19 protein-coding genes are annotated in these 16314 nt (G+C 69.1%); 7 read left to right on the top strand and 12 right to left on the bottom strand.

Annotated features, from left to right (window positions below; genetic code table 11):
• The first annotated feature begins 7 nt into the window (after positions 1 to 7).
• The 4 genes from HFP48_RS24950 to HFP48_RS24935 are packed head-to-tail and all read left to right on the top strand — an operon-like array spanning position 8 to position 3145.
• A complete protein-coding gene (locus HFP48_RS24950) occupies positions 8 to 772 on the top strand; it encodes a (Fe-S)-binding protein (RefSeq protein WP_050036037.1) in 765 nt (254 codons plus the stop codon).
• On the top strand, positions 769 to 2271 hold the full coding sequence (locus HFP48_RS24945) for a LutB/LldF family L-lactate oxidation iron-sulfur protein (protein ID WP_050036036.1): 1503 nt from the start codon (positions 769 to 771) through the stop codon (positions 2269 to 2271). The genes HFP48_RS24950 and HFP48_RS24945 overlap by 4 nt, the downstream gene beginning before the upstream one ends.
• Positions 2268 to 2891 carry an LUD domain-containing protein gene (locus HFP48_RS24940; RefSeq protein ID WP_006940643.1) on the top strand — a complete coding sequence of 208 codons (624 nt, stop codon included), beginning with the start codon at positions 2268 to 2270 and terminating at the stop codon, positions 2889 to 2891. Before HFP48_RS24945 ends, HFP48_RS24940 begins: the two co-directional genes overlap by 4 nt.
• Positions 2888 to 3145, top strand: a complete 258-nt coding sequence (locus HFP48_RS24935) for a WhiB family transcriptional regulator (RefSeq protein WP_144415055.1) — start codon at positions 2888 to 2890, stop codon at positions 3143 to 3145. The genes HFP48_RS24940 and HFP48_RS24935 overlap by 4 nt, the downstream gene beginning before the upstream one ends.
• Before the next feature lie 51 nt (positions 3146 to 3196).
• Here HFP48_RS24935 and HFP48_RS24930 read toward each other — a convergent pair whose 3' ends face one another.
• Both HFP48_RS24930 and HFP48_RS24925 read right to left on the bottom strand, forming a co-directional pair.
• Entirely contained in the window at positions 3197 to 4828 is a 1632-nt protein-coding gene (locus HFP48_RS24930; RefSeq protein ID WP_050036035.1) for an FAD-dependent monooxygenase, read from the bottom strand.
• A 28-nt stretch (positions 4829 to 4856) separates the two neighbouring features.
• On the bottom strand, positions 4857 to 5819 hold the full coding sequence (locus HFP48_RS24925; protein ID WP_029546472.1) for an MBL fold metallo-hydrolase: 963 nt from the start codon (positions 5817 to 5819) through the stop codon (positions 4857 to 4859).
• A 127-nt stretch (positions 5820 to 5946) separates the two neighbouring features.
• Between HFP48_RS24925 and HFP48_RS24920 the strand changes: the two genes are divergently transcribed.
• The 3 genes from HFP48_RS24920 to HFP48_RS24910 all read left to right on the top strand — a co-directional run bounded on the left by HFP48_RS24920 (position 5947) and on the right by HFP48_RS24910 (position 8436).
• Positions 5947 to 6486, top strand: coding sequence for a MarR family winged helix-turn-helix transcriptional regulator (locus HFP48_RS24920; protein WP_029546471.1), 540 nt, complete (start codon positions 5947 to 5949; stop codon positions 6484 to 6486).
• 109 nt (positions 6487 to 6595) lie between these two features.
• A complete protein-coding gene (locus HFP48_RS24915) occupies positions 6596 to 6922 on the top strand; it encodes a DUF485 domain-containing protein (RefSeq protein ID WP_006940653.1) in 327 nt (108 codons plus the stop codon).
• A gap of 5 nt (positions 6923 to 6927) precedes the next feature.
• Positions 6928 to 8436 carry a cation acetate symporter gene (locus HFP48_RS24910; protein ID WP_065923364.1) on the top strand — a complete coding sequence of 503 codons (1509 nt, stop codon included), beginning with the start codon at positions 6928 to 6930 and terminating at the stop codon, positions 8434 to 8436.
• A gap of 74 nt (positions 8437 to 8510) precedes the next feature.
• Here the strand turns inward: HFP48_RS24910 and HFP48_RS24905 are convergent, their stop codons facing one another.
• From HFP48_RS24905 to HFP48_RS24860, 10 genes are all read right to left on the bottom strand, one after another.
• Positions 8511 to 8828 (bottom strand): hypothetical protein, encoded by a 318-nt coding sequence (locus HFP48_RS24905; RefSeq protein WP_231385961.1) that lies wholly within the window; start codon positions 8826 to 8828, stop codon positions 8511 to 8513.
• A 50-nt stretch (positions 8829 to 8878) separates the two neighbouring features.
• On the bottom strand, positions 8879 to 10099 hold the full coding sequence (locus HFP48_RS24900; protein ID WP_168580229.1) for a hypothetical protein: 1221 nt from the start codon (positions 10097 to 10099) through the stop codon (positions 8879 to 8881).
• Positions 10099 to 10521 (bottom strand): hypothetical protein, encoded by a 423-nt coding sequence (locus tag HFP48_RS24895; protein ID WP_050036032.1) that lies wholly within the window; start codon positions 10519 to 10521, stop codon positions 10099 to 10101. Before HFP48_RS24895 ends, HFP48_RS24900 begins: the two co-directional genes overlap by 1 nt.
• Positions 10522 to 11133: 612 nt before the next feature.
• A complete protein-coding gene (locus tag HFP48_RS24890; RefSeq protein WP_029546465.1) occupies positions 11134 to 11754 on the bottom strand; it encodes an LON peptidase substrate-binding domain-containing protein in 621 nt (206 codons plus the stop codon).
• Positions 11754 to 12227 (bottom strand): DUF309 domain-containing protein, encoded by a 474-nt coding sequence (locus HFP48_RS24885; RefSeq protein ID WP_006940659.1) that lies wholly within the window; start codon positions 12225 to 12227, stop codon positions 11754 to 11756. The genes HFP48_RS24890 and HFP48_RS24885 overlap by 1 nt, the downstream gene beginning before the upstream one ends.
• Positions 12220 to 12978, bottom strand: a complete 759-nt coding sequence (locus HFP48_RS24880) for an ESX secretion-associated protein EspG (RefSeq protein WP_050036031.1) — start codon at positions 12976 to 12978, stop codon at positions 12220 to 12222. Before HFP48_RS24880 ends, HFP48_RS24885 begins: the two co-directional genes overlap by 8 nt.
• On the bottom strand, positions 12975 to 14225 hold the full coding sequence (locus HFP48_RS24875) for a hypothetical protein (protein WP_050036461.1): 1251 nt from the start codon (positions 14223 to 14225) through the stop codon (positions 12975 to 12977). The genes HFP48_RS24880 and HFP48_RS24875 overlap by 4 nt, the downstream gene beginning before the upstream one ends.
• Before the next feature lie 327 nt (positions 14226 to 14552).
• Positions 14553 to 14879, bottom strand: a complete 327-nt coding sequence (locus tag HFP48_RS24870) for a hypothetical protein (RefSeq protein WP_050036030.1) — start codon at positions 14877 to 14879, stop codon at positions 14553 to 14555.
• Positions 14880 to 14888: 9 nt separating this feature from the next.
• On the bottom strand, positions 14889 to 15572 hold the full coding sequence (locus HFP48_RS24865; protein ID WP_080688641.1) for a DUF3558 domain-containing protein: 684 nt from the start codon (positions 15570 to 15572) through the stop codon (positions 14889 to 14891).
• 32 nt (positions 15573 to 15604) lie between these two features.
• Complete coding sequence (locus HFP48_RS24860; protein ID WP_029546461.1) at positions 15605 to 16207, bottom strand: TetR/AcrR family transcriptional regulator; 603 nt, start codon at positions 16205 to 16207, stop codon at positions 15605 to 15607.
• Positions 16208 to 16314 lie beyond the last annotated feature (107 nt).

Raw genomic sequence — 16314 nt, 5'->3', positions numbered from 1 at the left:
GATCCACATGCGAATCGCCCTGTTCGCGACGTGCCTCGGGGACACGATGTTCCCCGGTGCCGTCTCGGCCACCGCCCTGCTCCTCACCCGGCTCGGCCACGACGTCGTCTTCCCCGAAGGCCAGACCTGCTGCGGCCAGATGCACGTCAACACCGGCTACCAACCCGACGCGCTGCCCCTCGTCGAGAACTACGCCGACACCTTCGGCGACACCCACATCGACGCGATCGTCGCGCCGTCCGGGTCCTGCGTCGGTTCCGTGCGGCACCAGCACGAGATCGTCGCCGCCCGCTACGGCTCGCCGGCGCTGTGCGGCCGCGTCGACACGGTGAAGGCGAAGACGTACGAGCTGTCCGAGTTCCTCGTCGACGTCCTCGGCGTCACCGACGTCGGCGCCTACTTCCCGCACCGGGTCACCTATCACCCCACCTGCCATTCGCTGCGTATGCTGCGCGTCGGCGACAGACCGCTGCAACTGCTGCGGGCGGTCCGCGAGATCGACCTCGTCGAACTGCCCGAGGCCGACTCCTGCTGCGGATTCGGCGGCACGTTCGCGATCAAGAACGCCGAGACCTCCACCGCGATGCTCGCGGACAAGCTGTGCAACATCACCGCGACCGGCGCCGAATACTGCAGCGCCGGCGACTCGTCGTGCCTGATGCACATCGGCGGCGGGCTCTCGCGCCTGCGCACCGGGGCCCGCACCATCCACCTCGCGGAGATCCTCGCCTCCGTCGAACCGGCCGTCGCGCCGAAGGGAGTGCCCGCATGACCGTCCTCGGCATGCCCGCCGTCCCCCCGCGCGGCTCCGGCAATCTGCGCGGCACCGAGAAATTCCCCGCCGCAGCGCATCACGAACTCGCGAACACCCAGCTGCGCCGCAACATCGGCAAGGCAACCCACACCATCCGGGCCAAGCGGCTGAACGTGACCGACGAACTGCCCGACTGGCAACAGCTCCGCGACGCCGGCGCCGCCGTCAAGCGCGACGTGCTCGGCCGGCTGCCGGAACTGCTCATCGAGCTCGAGGCGGCGGTCGTCGCCCGCGGTGGCGTCGTGCACTGGGCGGCCGACGCCGCCGAGGCCAACGCCATCGTCACCGACCTGGTCCGCAAGACCGGCTCGGACGAGGTCATCAAGGTCAAGTCGATGGCCACGCAGGAAATCGGGCTCAACGAGCATCTCGAGGACCAGGGGATCACGGCCTACGAGACCGATCTCGCCGAACTCATCGTCCAGCTGGGTCACGACAAGCCGTCGCACATCCTCGTCCCCGCCATCCACCGCAACCGTGCCGAGATCCGCGAGATCTTCCTGCGCGAGATGCCCGATGTCGACCCCGATCTCGACGACAACCCGGCACATCTCGCGGCCGCGGCCCGCACGTTCCTGCGCCGGAAGTTCATGACCGTGCCGGTCGCGGTGTCGGGCGCGAACTTCGGGATCGCCGAGACCGGCACGCTCGCCGTCGTCGAATCCGAGGGCAACGGTCGCATGTGCCTGACCCTGCCGCAGACCCTCATCACGGTGATGGGCATCGAGAAGCTGCTGCCCACCTTCCGGGACCTCGAGGTGTTCCTGCAACTGCTGCCGCGGTCGTCGACGGGGGAGCGGATGAACCCGTACACGTCGATGTGGACCGGCGTCACCCCCGGCGACGGACCGCAGGAGTTCCATCTCGTGCTGCTCGACAACGGCCGCACCGCCGCGCTCGCCGACGGGGTGGGACGCGAAGCGCTGCACTGCATCCGGTGCTCGGCCTGCCTGAACGTGTGCCCGGTGTACGAGCGCACCGGCGGGCACGCCTACGGCTCGACGTATCCCGGGCCGATCGGCGCCGTGCTCAGCCCGCAACTCGCCGGCATGGACACACCGGGTGACCCCAACGCGACCCTGCCGTTCGCGTCGAGCCTGTGCGGAGCATGTTTCGACGCGTGCCCGGTCAAGATCGACATCCCGTCGCTGCTGGTCGAACTGCGGCACCAGAAGGTCGAGCACGCGCCGTTCGGGGTCGAGGCCGCGGCGATGAAGGCGGCCTCGCTGGCGATGTCGTCGTCGCGCCGGTGGACGGCCGCGCAGAAGGCCGTCGGACTCGGCCGGCTCCTCGCCGGGAGGAAGGGGAAGATCACGACGCTGCCCGGGCCGCTGGGAGGCTGGACCGAGGCGCGTGACATTCCGGCACCACCGAAACAGACGTTCCGGCAATGGTGGAACTCGGACGAGGGGCGGGCCGCGCTGGCGCAGGCTCGCGAGAAGGGACGACAGCAGTGAGCACCCGGGATGTCATCCTCGGCCGGATCCGTGACGCCCTGACCCTGGCTCCGCCGGAGCCCGTGCAGGTTCCGCGCGACTATCGCACCGGACGAACCCTGCCCGACGCGCAGCGCCGGGAACTGCTCGTGGACCGGCTCGTCGACTACAAGGCACACGTCCACGAGTGCACGCCCGGCGACCTGCCCGACGTGCTCGCACGGGTCCTCGCAGAGCGGGGTGTGCGGCGCGTGGGAATTCCCGCCGGACTGGATCCCTCGTGGCTGGCGCGGTTCGACGGTGACGTGGTGGTGGACTCGGCCGAGATCCCCGCGCCGGACCTCGGCGCACTCGACGGCGTCGTCACCGCCTCCGCCGTCACGTGCGCCGAGACCGGCACGATCTTCCTCGACGGAAGCCCGGGCCAGGGGCGGCGTGCGCTGACCCTGGTGCCGGACCTGCACGTGTGCGTGGTGCCGCTCGCCGACGTCGAGGTCGGGGTCCCGGAGGCACTGGCCCGGCTGGTGCCGGAGCGGCCCACCACCATGATCAGCGGCCCGTCCGCAACCTCCGACATCGAACTCGAACGAGTCGAGGGTGTGCACGGTCCGCGGACCCTGGACGTGGTGATTGTTGGGTGAGCCTGCTGAGCGAGTACACCCGGCCGACCCTCGGCTGGCGGTTCCGCGGTAGCTGCCGATCCGCCGGTGAATTCTACTTCTTCGCCCCGGACGACGAACCATCGCACGTCCGGCGCCGGCGCGAGGCCGCCGCGAAGCGGATCTGCGCGAGCTGCCCGGTGCTGACGGAGTGCCGAACCCACGCGATGCTCAGCAGGGAGCGGCACGGTGTGTGGGGCGGTCTGTCGGAGCGGGAACGCCGCACCCGGCGCTGACCGCGGACGCGCTCCCCGGTTTGTGACCGGGGAGCGCGTACCACTTCTGTGTCACACCGCGGCCACCAGCGGGGCCACGACCCGCCGTCCGGTGGCGGTGCGGATCGCATCGGTCAGCACGGCCGGGTCCGCGGTGTCGACGACCGCGGCGATGTGCGCGTCGGGCCGGACAACCCACACCTCGTGCGCTGCCGCGGAAAGGCTTTCGGCGAGCGCGCCGGTCGCGTCGATGTCGCCGATGGCGTGGATCCGAACCGGCGCGCTCGTGGCGTCCAGCGCGAGCGTGCGCAGCGTGGTCGCGTCGACGTCGCGGCCGTGCAGGAGCAGGATTCCCGCCCGGGCCAGCGCACGCAGGCGCGTGGCCCGACCGCACACCGCGACCGGCATGTCCGGCAGCAGAACGCCCGGAACGGGCTGTGGAGCAACACCCCTGGCGGGCCGACCAGCGAAGGGACGGGCCGGGTCCGCGGTGGTCAGTGGCGAGTCGGCATACCAGAACGGTTCCGCGAGGCGGCCCGAGTCGACCTGGGCGCGGGCGTCGGCGTCGTCGGCCGCCGCCTCGAGGATACGCAGGCGGTGTGCGCGCTGCTCGTCGGTCTGCGGCACCAGGAAATCCATTGTCGCGGAGGTGACCTCGATGTTCTCGCGCGCCGCGGCCCGCCGCTCCAGGTCGTAGGTGTCCAGGAGCGACTCGTCGGCCCAGCCGCGCAGCACGAACGCGAGCTTCCACGCGGCGTTCTCGGCGTCGCCGACCCCGGAGTTCAGTCCGCGCGCACCGAACGGCGACACGAGATGAGCGCAGTCGCCGGCGACGAGGACGCGGCCCACGCGCATCCGGTCGACGAGACGAGCATGGAAGCGGTACACGGACTTCCACACGATCTCGTAGGGCAGCTCGGCGCCGATGATCCGGCGGATCCGGCGGTCGAGGGCGCCGCTCTCCGTTTCGGCCTCGAGGTCGTAGTCGCCGGGGACCTGCCAGTCGATGCGGAACGTCGAATCCGGGCACGGGTGGATGAGCACCTGGCGTCCGGGATTCCACTCGGGATCGAAGTAGAACCTGCGCTCGTGTGCCCAGTCGGGGATGTCGGCCTTGATGTCGCAGATGAGGAACTTGTCGTCGAACGTGCGACCCGCGAAGTCCAGCCCGAGGTGCGTGCGGAACCCGTCGGCCCGCGCCCCCATCGTCGCGACCGCGTAGGCGACGGGCACGACGGCGGGACCGTCCGGGGTCGTGCACAGCACGCGTACGCCGGCGTCGTCCTGGTCGATACCGTCGACATGGTGACCCCACCGGACCTCGATGAGCGGTTCCTCGGCGATGCGCTCGTCGAGCAGCTGCTCCGTGCGGGCCTGGGAGATGTTGACGAACGGCGGGAACGCGGAGCGGCCGTTGTCGACGAACGGTTGGGTGAACAGCTTCTCGTCGCGGTAGAAGGTGCTCGCGGTGTCCCACGTGACGCCCTCCGCGGCGACCTGCTCGCCGACACCGACGGCGGCCCACACTTCGAGCACGTCGCGTTGCTGGCAGATCGCCTTCGAGCCGATCGGGTCGCGTTCGGGGCGAGCGTCCAGGACGATCACGCGAATGCCCCACCGGGCGAGCAGCAGGGCGGTGGTCTGCCCGACGGGTCCGTTCCCGAGCACCGCGACGGTGCCGTTGTGAATGTTCCGCACTGTCATCACATTTCCTTCTCGTACCGTGGTGGGGTCAGCTCTGGAGCTGGGCCCAGACCTCGTGGTCGCGCTCGGCGGTCCAGATCACGGGCCGTTCGATGCCGGACAGTTCGTCCCACACCCGGGAGACGTCGAACGGCAGGCAGTGCTCGAAGATCGGCCAGTGCCCATAGCGGTCGAACAGTGCCGCGTGCGTCGCCTCGAACGCCTCCTTCAATGTGCCGCCACGCCGCTGCACGGTCCCTACCTCGGTGAGCATCACGTTCAGGAAGTGCCGGGTCTGCTCGATGGCGGCGTCGACCTCCTCGCGGCCGCGGCTGACCGCGCCGCGCCCGCCGACGAGCGCCTCGGCGCCGAGCGCCTTGATCCGGTCGAGTGTGCCGGTGGACCAGTCGCGGTGGAACGCATCGCCCGTGTACAGCGCGGCCTGCGCCTCGACGAGATCGCCGGCGAACAGGATCTTCTGCTGCGGCAGCCACGCGACGATGTCGCCCTCGGTGTGGCCGCGGCCGAGGTGCTGGAGCACCAGGTTGCCGCGGTCGCCACCGAGGTCGATGGTGAGCCGGTCGCTGAACGTCAGTGTCGGCCAGGTCAGGCCGGGCACGGAGTCGGCACCCTTGGCCAGGCGCGGCATGCGGCCGAACTCGGACTCCCAGTCCTCCCGGCCGCGCTCGGCGATGAGGTTGTAGGTGTTCTCGTGCGCGACGATGGTGTCGGCGTCGAAGGCGGACGCTCCCAGCACCCGCACCGCGTGGTAGTGCGAGAGCACGAGGTAGCGCACGGGCTTGTCGGTGTGCTCACGCAGCTTGGCCAGCCAGTCGCGCGCCGCGACCGGGGTGGCGAGCGCCTCGAAGCACACGAGGAAGTCCTCGCCCTCGACAGCCCCGAGGTTGGGATCGCCCTCGGCGGTCAGCGCGTACACCCCGTCGGCGAGAATCTCGAGGGTCTGCTCCTTCTCGCCCAGATCGGCGGAGGAAGCGAAGGACAGTGCGGTCATATGGAACCACCCCAGTTAGTAAAAGGTTTGAACGAATCTGTGACCAATGTAAGTGGCGTCACACCGGATGCGCAAGCCTTTGACCACTTCGGCACGGTGCATGCGGCGCCACCTCTACGCTGGCGGGGTGAGCGAGCCTGCGGACGACGTGGACAACCTGGACTTTCTGAGCTTTGTCGACTTCGCCGTGCGCAAGACGACGCGCGTCATGCCCGAGGTCGATCCCCAGTCGATGCGGCTCGTGCTCGAACTGACCCGGGTCGCGAGTGCACTCGTCTACGACCTCGAGTCCACCGTGCACCGCCCGCAGGGCTGGAGCTGGCCCGGCTTCCGGGTGCTGTTCATGCTGTGGTTGTCCGGGCCGAGCGATGCCAAGCGGGTCGCCCAGCTCTCCGGTATGAGCCGCGCCGCCGTGTCCGCGCTGGTCAACACGCTGGAACGGGACGGCCTCGTGACCCGGCGGCGCTCTGAGCGCGACCGGCGCTCGGTCGAGCTGAGTCTGACCCAGGCCGGTGTCGACGCGATCACCAGCACCTACGCGGCGCACAACAAGCGCGAACGGACCTGGACGAGCGTGCTGACCAAGCCCGAGCAGACCATCCTGATCGGCCTGCTGGAGAAGCTCGCCACCGCGGCCGACGACCTCGATATCCACACCCGCGACTGAGTCGCGGCGCCGGAGTACTTGCGCTTTGTGATGGCCCTCACTTACGGTAGGGCGTCCAATCAATCAAAGCATTGATTGATTGATCCCTTCACACCCCATTGAGGTGATCATGTCGCTCGACATCTCCACGGCCGCCGGCGGCGGCACGACCCGGCCGGACGACGCCGGTCTCGACGCCGTCCTCGCCCTTGCTCGGCAACGCCGACGCCTGTCGCTCGGCTCCGCAGCCGTCCTGCTCGCGGTGTTCATGGGCTACATCGTCCTGACAACCTCCACCACGGTCTTGTCCGGCCGCCTCGGCGGACTCGGCATCGCGTACTGGGTCGGGTTCGCCGTCTTCGCCGCGATCCTCGTCGTCGCGCAGATCTACACCCGCTGGGCGCGCCGCATGGATGCAGTCGTCGATGCGCACCTTGCCGCGCTGGAAGGGCGGTGACCGGCATGGGACTCAGCGTCGCGATCGTCGTCGCCATCATCGGTGTCACCCTCGGCATCACCTACCTGGCCGCCAAGCGCAACACCTCCACGGACTCGCACTACGTCGCCGAGGGGCAGGTCGGGCCCGTCGGCAACGGACTGGCCATCTCCGGCGACTACGTCTCGGCCGCTTCGTTTCTCGGAATCACCGGCATGATCGGGATCGCCGGGTTCAGTGGCTTCTACTACGCCACCGCGGTGCCTCTGGCGTACCTGCTGGTGCTGCTCATCATCGCCGAACCGCTGCGCAACCTCGGCCGCTTCACCCTCGCCGACGCCGTCGCCGCCCGGTTCGACGGCCGCGGACTGCGCGCCGCTCTCGCCGTCACCACGATCGTCATCTCCGCGATGTACATGGTGATCCAGTTCGTCGGCGCGGGACTGCTCGTGCAGGCCCTGCTGGGCATCAAGTTCTGGGTCGCCGTCATCGTCCTCGGGCTGCTCATGGTCGTCTACACCATGTTCGGCGGCATGCTCGCCACCACCTGGGTGCAGGTGCTCAAGACCGGGCTGCTGCTGACCGGCACCGCTCTCATCCTGTTCCTGGTGCTCGCGAAGTACGGGCCGAGCCCGCTGCACGTCGTCGAGCCGCTGCCGGACTCGGTCACGTCGTCGCACCCGCAGAACACCACCAAGACCTTCGACATCATCTCCCAGCAGCTCGCCCTTGCCCTCGGCGTGATGGGTCTGCCGCACGTGATGGTCCGGTTCCTCACCGTCAAGGACGCCCGCGCCGCCCGCAAATCCGGTGTGGTCGCACTGTGGATCTTCAGCGCCTTCTACGTGGTGCTGCCGTTCGTCGGATACGGCGCGATCCGCGCCCTCGGATCCGACGCCATCGCCGCCGCGCATCCACAGGGTAACCTCGCCGTCGTTCAGCTCGCCGGCGCCCTCGGCGGTCCTGCCCTCGAGGCCGTGATCATCGGCATCACCCTCGCCACGATCCTCGCGGTCCTCGCCGGCGTCGCCATCGCCACCTCCGGAGCGTTCGCGCACGACCTCTACACTCACGTCGTCAAGGGCGGAAAGGCCACCGGTGAACAGCAATTGAAGGTGGCCCGGCTGTCACTGCTCGGCATCGCCGTCGTCGCCATGTTCCTCGCGCTCGGGGCCAAGGGCTTCAACCTCGGCTTCCTCGCCAACGTCGCGTTCGCCGTCGCCGCGAGCACCAGCCTGCCTGTGCTGCTGCTGAGCATCTACTGGCGCGGATTCAACCGCGTCGGCGCGACCTGGGCCCTGGTCGGCGGCCTCGCAGTGAGCCTCGGGTTGGTGGCGATCAGTCCCAACATCCTGGGACCCACCGGGCTGATCCACGGGATCGACCCGATCTTCCCGCTCACGATCCCGGCCCTCGTGTCCGTGCCGGCGGGATTCCTGCTGGCCTATGTGGGCTCGCTGGTCGGCCGCTCCCGGCCGGAGGCCGCCGGCACCGACTTCGCCGAGATCGAACGCCTCGCACTCATCGGCCGCTGACACGGCCGGTGTGTCCTTCGGGCTGCCAGGACAGCCCGAAGGACGCACCGCCGCGGCCACCACGGGTAGGGGAGCTACTGCCAGGGGATCCGGTAGGACTCCCATTCCTGCCCTTCCGCAGTCGAGGTACGCGTCGGTTCCGGGAACCACCGGAGCCGCGGATTCGTCTTGAGTTCGGCCACCTCCGGCGGAACCGGACGCGCCGTCACCTCGATCTCGGACCACCGGCACTGTCCGGCAGCGACTCTCGACGCATACAGCCGCAACTCGGGGGACGCTTCCGCGGTCGCTGCGAGTTGTTCCATCAACGCATCGTCGACCTCGATGCGTCGGTCCCGGTCGGCGCCGGCGAACCCTCGTGCGCGGATCACGGCGGCTTCGAAGTCGGTCACGGCCTGGTGGATTCGCCGCAGTGGACTGTCGAGGTGCGGCGGTACTTCCCTCATATCGCATCCGCCCACGGGTCCTCACCGACCGAATACGCGCTGGAGGGCTTGTTCACGGGGCTGCTCACGTCTGCGACGCCGGCGAGGTCGATGGCCACCTCCGCCCTGTGCTCGGTGCGCTCGTGCGCCTCGGTCAGCGGCGCCAGCTTCTGCTCGACCCGATCCTTCAGGACGTCCGCCGGCGACGACAGTGCGTCGAGGAATTCCTTCAATGCGTCGGCGAGCTCGCGGATCCGGTCCACTACATCGTCGACGAATTCCATCGTGTTCTGAACGATTTTGGTGATCGTGACGATCTGTGCGGCCGTACCGACGAACGGAGTCTTCTTCAGCAGGAACTTCAACTTCTGCAACGCGTCGTCGAATGCCACTTCTTCTTCGAGCATCTCCTTCAGTGACCGAACCGCCGTGACGATCCCCTCCCGGATCTTCTCCGCAACCAGGTAGCACGTCTCCTTGATGACGCGTCCGACCGGTCCCTCCCATCGGAGGGCATCGACGATGCGGTCGGCGTAGTCCGTGAACGCCCGGGCGGCCTGCCCGCCCCAGTGGGGATCCAGGGTCCGGACGACGGCGGCGAGGTTCCCGCCGCTGGTCTCTACCGCCTCCCCGGCGATGCGATAGGCGTCGCCGAGGCGCTCGAGTTCGTTCCAGTTTCCGCCCAGCGGTTCGACGACCTGCGCGATCGGGCTCCACCCGGTCAGCATGTCGATCGCCTCGTCGACATCGCCGAGCCAACCGGCTGCATCCGCGACGACCTGACGGACGTCCTCGGGGAGGGTTTCGGGGTGACCGAGTTCGATCCGGTCCGGACCGCCATACGGGAAGGTGCCGGGATACGGCCGCGCCGGACCGGGCGCCGGTGTGTCGGGATCGAATGCGTCGACCGACTTCGGGAAGAGCATGTTGGCATTGAGCCGTTCGTAATTCCGTGCCTCGGTGTCGTCGTACATCCACGCGCACCGGTTCAGTTCGATGCTGGTCTTCAGGCAGAGATCGGCAACATGGAAGTATCGAGACTGTGCCGACGGGAGAACCGCCTGGAACCCGGCCCGGATCGTCTGCAACAGCACACCGTCGAAATTGCCGTTCGGCTCACCGTGGACGGCGAGATACCGGTTCGCCCGCACAACATCGTGTCCGATCTCCTGCACGGCGACGGCAGCGCCGGCTATCCGGCGTGTGGTGGCGGAGAATTCCTCGTGCGTCCCGGGCATCACGATCTCCTCAGCGACGCGACGAGATCATCGATAGAGCTGTCGTCGAGCTGTCCGGCCACACCGCGATCCGCCCGGACGACGAAGACCGCGACCTCCGCTGTTGCAAGGCCGGTGGTGGCCACGACGTCCAACCGCGCTGCCGGCGGGTCACATTCGTCGGTGGGCGGGATGTCGGACACCAGAGCCGTGAGCCGGACTGCCGGGTTTCCGGCAATCTCGAAATGGACGGGGTCCGAATAGTTGATCGTCGGCAGTCGTCCGTCGTCGGAGTACATCCATTCGACCGCCCGGACTTCGTGAGCAGCGACGGTCAGGAGGTCGCCCGTTGGGCGCCCCGTGATCCCCACTGCGGCCAGCATCGACGTGTCGTCCGCCTCGCAGTACTCCTTCCCGAAAGCGGATGCCGAACCGATCACCATCGCTGCACCGTCCCGGCTTCTCCAGCCCATGACCGATTGGCCCTGCCCGAACCAGCCGGCTGGAGTGGTGTACGTGAGCCCGAACCGTGTCGGTACCGGTTGCGGTTGCCCTTCGGGAACCTCCGGCGGGAGCGGAGCGCGCTCCATCGACGGGAAACCCGGGGGGAGTTCGCGCGGTGGTGTTGCGGCAGTGGGCGACTCGGTGCGTGTCGTCGTGATCGGTGGTGGTGGCGCCCAGCCGGAATCCGGAAGGTCCGGCCTCAGCAGGCTCGCTGCTGCGGATATTCCACCGATGGCCAGCAAGCCCCCCACGTACCACAACGCCACCTTGGCCAGCTGAAGGACAACGACGCCCCATTTCGACATTGTTCGATCCCCCCTATCGACGGCAGAACCATACCAGTTGATGTGTTCCGCATGGGGATTGAGCTTTTCTGGGCCGCGCAGATGCCCGGATCGTCGTGTGTTCGTTCCCGGCTGTCGGGATGCAACCGTCGGCGACGTGCGCGGTCGTCCTGGCGACCGACGGGGTGCGGCAGCGGTTGACCGGCAGACGCGCGGGTGCGGTCGAGGGAGGTCATGCGCTGTCCGCGAGGCGGTTCGCCCTCGCCCTTACGTACTGTCGAGGCGCCACTGCGCGAGTTGGACAGCGTTCGAGATGCATTCGGTCAGCACGGCCAATCGTTCGGTGGGTCCGTGCGCCGTGAGTACCTGCAGCCGGTCGGCCTCACCCATAGGGACGAAGCGTGCCAGCGCGAACAGCCGGGCACCCGGCTCGTCGGGCAGTTCGGTGATGCTCGGGGGTTCGATCCGGCCGCCCGACAGGCGGTCGAGCAGACCGTACAGCCGGCCGAGCCCCACGCTCAGGCCGGAGAAGTCCACCGGACCGGACTCCATGTCCGGCCACGGCTCGACCTCCGCCCGCGGATACGGGTCGTCCGGTAGCCAGTCGATCACCCGGATGCGTTCCTCGCCGATGCATTCCAGGAAGTAGCGACCGTCGTCGAGTTCGGTGTCCATCACGATCCGCGCGACCGTGCCGACGTCGTGGCGGGTCTCGCCCCCACCCACCTCGTGGCCTCGCTCGATGAGCACCACGCCGAACCGCGGCCCGTCCGGATCTGCGAGGCAGTCCCGGACCAGCTCTCGATACCTCGGTTCGAACACGTGGAGTGGAAGGGCGTCGCCCGGAAGCAGCGCGGTTCCCAGCGGGAACATCGGGAGCACGGGCATCAGGGCAGCCGCAGCCGCGGTATCGGCGGCGCCGGGATCGGCTCGCCGCGCGCGATCTCCGTCAACAGGTGTTCCGCCCATGCCGCGAGGCCGTCTATGTCCAGCCCGTGCGGCGGCTCGTCCTCGTAATGGCGGATCCGAGCCTCCCCCTGCCGTAGCAGCGACGCGGCCCCGGCCGGATTGTCCCGCAGCAGATGCGTCAGCCCCACGGTGAGCTGCGCCAAGCCCTGCCACAGCGTCCGCTCGTCGGCCGGCGCCGACTTCCACGTGCCTTCCAGCACCTCGTGCGCATGGAACGGATACCCGTGGTCGAGCAGCCGCTGCGCCTCGGTGATCGCCTCGTCGGGCTCGAGCTGCAGGTCCTCCGGGACCCGTTCGACTCCCTCCTCGCCGTAGGGCAACGGGCGCCCCAGGGCGTCGCGCGGGCGGGCGTTCTGCGGTTTGCCGTCGACCGTTCGATCCCGTTCAGCCATGCACCCAGCGTAAACCGGCAGCGCCGACGCGACCCCGCTTCTCGCGCGCCTCGTCGACCGCGTAGGCCAGCTCGTCGCGCAGCAGCTCCGGGGTGGCCGGGCAGACGTGGGTGTGGTGGCCGGTCCGGAACAGGTACCGCCCGTCGCCTGCGACGTCGAACCAGCCGAGATCGGTGACCGGCGTGAAGTTCAGACCGTCCGGTGAGCACAGCACCCGTACGCTGCCCGTCCCGGACCGCGGATCGGTCAGCAGCCGCCGCAACCGGACGGCCGGGGGCGCCTGCGCGGTCCGGAGCACCTGCGTCGGGCGCGCGAACTCCGCCACTTCCGCGGTGGGTGCCGACAGCGCCGGCGCCGTACCCGGGGGCGCGCCGGGTAGGCACTGTACGACCGCCTCCGCCAGTGTGTGCGCCGCGGTCGCCGTCACGACGAGATCGCCGGCACCTCCCGGATCCTGCCGCGCCAGAACGGCGCAGTCGTGCCTGATGCATCCCCGCAGCCGCAACTCGGAGCCCTCCGAGAACTGCCCGTACACCTCGACGGCGACCTCCGCGTATCGCATCGTCGCTATCGCCGCGGTGAGCCGCTCGTCGGGATTCGTGCGCCGCCACCGGTGGGCCGCCTCGAGGTTCGCGGCGTGCTCGTCCTCCCACAGCGCGGTGGAGCGGTAGCGCAGAGGAAACGGAATCTCGTCGAGTCCCGTCGCGGTCCACAGGGCCAGGAACCGGTCGGGGGTGAGCCGCCACCTCATGCCGGATCGACCCCCAGCACCGGCGGCGCGGTGAGCGGGATCGGACCGACGAGCTCGTTCCCGTTGTCGGCGCCCACCAGAAAACTGGGCACCGTGCGGGCGGCCTCGTCGTCGCGCGCAGGACGCGCCGGGGCGCCCAGCATGCCCGGGTACATGCCGCCCGGACGGGCCGACCCGGCGCGGGCGCCGGCGGCCGACGTCGCCGGGTTCGTCGTACCGTTCGCGACCGGTAGGCCACCCACGGGTCCGAGCCCGCCGGGACCGGCAGCGCCGGAGCCGCCGCTTCCACCGCCGGCGCCTCCGGACGTTGGACCACCGGGTCCGCCCGGAGGTCCACCCGAACCCGGGTACCGCTCCGGGCCCGACGTCGCGCCAGCCGTCGTCGTCGCGGCCGGGGTGGTGGCTGCAGGCTCGCCGGCGCCCGGCGCCGGGCCGCCCGGGTCTGCTTCCCCGTCTGTCGCGGAGGTGCCGCGGGACGGAGCGTCCGTGACCTGCCCGTCGTCGGCGCCGGCCACCGAGGCCGAGGGCCCGGTGCCGGCCGCCGAGGCCGAGGGGCCGATGCCGCCGCCCCGGCCCTCCGCGCTGCCCGAGGGGTGGCGCGACAGGTCTGCCCCGACCGGACCGGATCCTGCCGTCGCCTCGTGCGGCGACGGCAGGACCGGAACCGCCGTGCCGGATTCACGGTAATGCGGGACGTAGAGCGATTCCATGACGCGTACCGCCTCGGCGTGCGCCGCCTCCGCCGCCCGCGCGAACTCGGCCGTGTCCTGGGGCACCACCACGCCCAACGGCATCGGAATCTGCGCCGGCGGTGGTGGCACGTTGTTCCGCACAGCCGAAGCGACCTCCGATGCCGCAGCGAGTTTGGTCGACACCGCAAGCAGCGCGGTCACGAGTTGTTCGGTCGACCTCGCGAAGGAGCGGGTCGCCGCCACGGCGCGGCGCGCCGCGTCACCATCCCACCCCTCGGCAATCTTGTTGCAGATCATCTGGGTTCCGAAGATGAAACCGACGCTCATGTCGGTCGCGATCTTGCGCCAGCTCTCCGCCAGGCTTCGCATCGCGCCCGGGTCCATTCTCTGGACGTCTCGATAGATGGCGTCGTGCTCCATACTGTGGAAGTTCTCGAATGCGGTGGCGTAGTCGGGATCGAAGCTGCCTTCGAGCCGTGCCACCAGTCTGGTGTGCCAGTCCGCCAGCGCGCCGACCCGCTCCGGTACCCGATGCTCGAGCAGCGGTTCGAGCATCGCTGCGACGGGATTCTCGTTCTCCGGCACCCTATTCGGTGCTTTCGCTCACGGTCGCGACGTGCTGCGCCGTGCGTCTTCCGGTGCCGTGCGAAACATCAAGTGACGTGTCCATGGAGTCCCCCCGATTCCGTGGTAGTGCGCAGCATCGTAGCGGACCGTGCGGTCTCGTGGCGAGTCGTGCCGAGGAACGAACGGCATCAGCCATCCGCGACTTTTCCAGTCATGCGCTCCCCCAATGGTGGTCGCGGACGACTGGCGCCCGCGCGGATACAGCACGACTCGTGGAATTCTCCGGGTTTCGGAGTGACGCGCAGTGGCGGCGGTTCACGCGGAGTCGGTGGTGCCGAGTTGCCGGGCCCAGTCGTAGTCGGCGTCGAGGAAGCCCTGTCCACCGGCGGCGAACGTGTCGCGCATGCGGGAGAGGGCCTCGTGGAATTGGGTGAGCCGCTCGTAGGCGGACGTGGGGGTGCCTCTGGCCTTGGTGAGGAAACCTTGCCGAAGCTGTTCCGCGGACTCGAATCCACCGAAGCTTCCGACCGTGGTCAACTCGTCGGTTCGGTCTATCGCATGGCGGAGATTGGCGAGCATGGTCTCGCAGATGGCGACGATCTCTTCGATCGTTTGTGGGTCGAGTCGTAGCGGTTTGCTCACGTCGGTCCTTCAGTTGGCGAGTTGAGCGGCGATGCGTGACGTCGTGTCTTCAATTCCGGCGCATAGCTCGTCTTGCGGCACTTCGGCGGACTGGTCGGGGTGATAGACACGGGAAACGATGAGGACACCGAAGGAGGTCTCGACGTTGACGGCGCACGACCATGACCGGCCCGGGTCTCGTTCGAGCAATGCACGCCGACCGTTGATCTCGATGGGAGTGGAGTACTCGGCGACCTTCACCTGCACCTCGGCGAAAGTGATGTTGCCGGACATGACGTTGAGTCCGTACCGGCGCAGAACGCCGGGGATATGCAGGGTGCCCTCGTAGCGGCAGGTGAGGAAGGTGTAGTGCGTCGCGGCGAAGTCGCTGATCTCCTCCGACCTCGGGTCGTAGCCCGCCTCGACGAGCACTCGGTCGGGGATGTCGAGGCAGGGGTCGAACGTGACTGGGGGGCGGTCGGATTCGTCGACGATGCGGGGTGTGCGTGTCGTCGTGGTGGTGGCGGGTGGTTCCGTGGGTGCCGCGGGCGTGACGGCGGTGCACGCGCTGACCGCCGCCGCGACGAGGGCGACGATCCATCCGCGAGTGCGCAGGTGTCGTCGTCGCTCTCGTTCGCTCGCTTCCCGGTCGCACGCGACGTCGATTGCGGGCGCGGACGACCGACGGCCGCGCGAACATTGCCCCCCACCCATGGACCCCCCGATCCGTCGTGTGGGGACAGATGCTAGCGGACGGCGCCCACGAGCCGGAGGGCGAGATCGGAGTAGAGGTGCGCGAGGGCGTGGGGCTCGTGGTAGCGGCCGGAGGGGTACCAGCGGCAGATGTCGACGCACAGCGACATCAGGGCAAGGGTGACGCCCTCGGTGTCGGGGACGGTGAACTCACCCGAGGCGACGCCGGCGTCGACGATGGTGCGGACGACCTGGGTGGTGCGCCGCCGCAGGCCGGTGATGACGCGGTAGTGCTCGGGCGTCAGGGCGGTGAGCTCGTACTGGACGACGCGGGCGCGGCGATGGTGCTCGGCCTGCCACTCGGCGAACCGGCCGATGACGTTGGCCAGCCGAGTGGTGGCGTCCTCACCGGGGAGGTCGGCGTCGCGCACGACCTCGAGGGCCAGGTCGTGGCCCTCGTAGCTGATCGCGTAGAGCAGCTCTTCCTTGGACTTGTAGTGGGGATACATCGCGGCCGGGCTCATGTCGAGGCGGGCGGCGATCAGTCTGGTGGTGGTGCCGCCGTAGCCGTTCTCGGCGAACACCTCGACGGCCGCCTCGCGTAGGCGGGCCGCGGCCTTCGATCCGCTGATCACCGCGTCCCTCGATGTGCTCACGTCCTGCTCCCGTTCCTGCTACGGCCCTGGTTGACAAGATAGCGGCCGCGGTTCACTATAAGCGCACGCTTAGAAAATAAGCAGATGCTTACAGATTTGAGGAGCGG

Source organism: Rhodococcus sp. DMU1 (assembly GCF_012272955.1).
GTDB classification, from domain to species: Bacteria; Actinomycetota; Actinomycetes; order Mycobacteriales; family Mycobacteriaceae; genus Rhodococcus; species Rhodococcus aetherivorans.
Note: the sequence above shows the minus strand (reverse complement) of the source record. Positions and strands in the feature narration are given on the sequence as shown.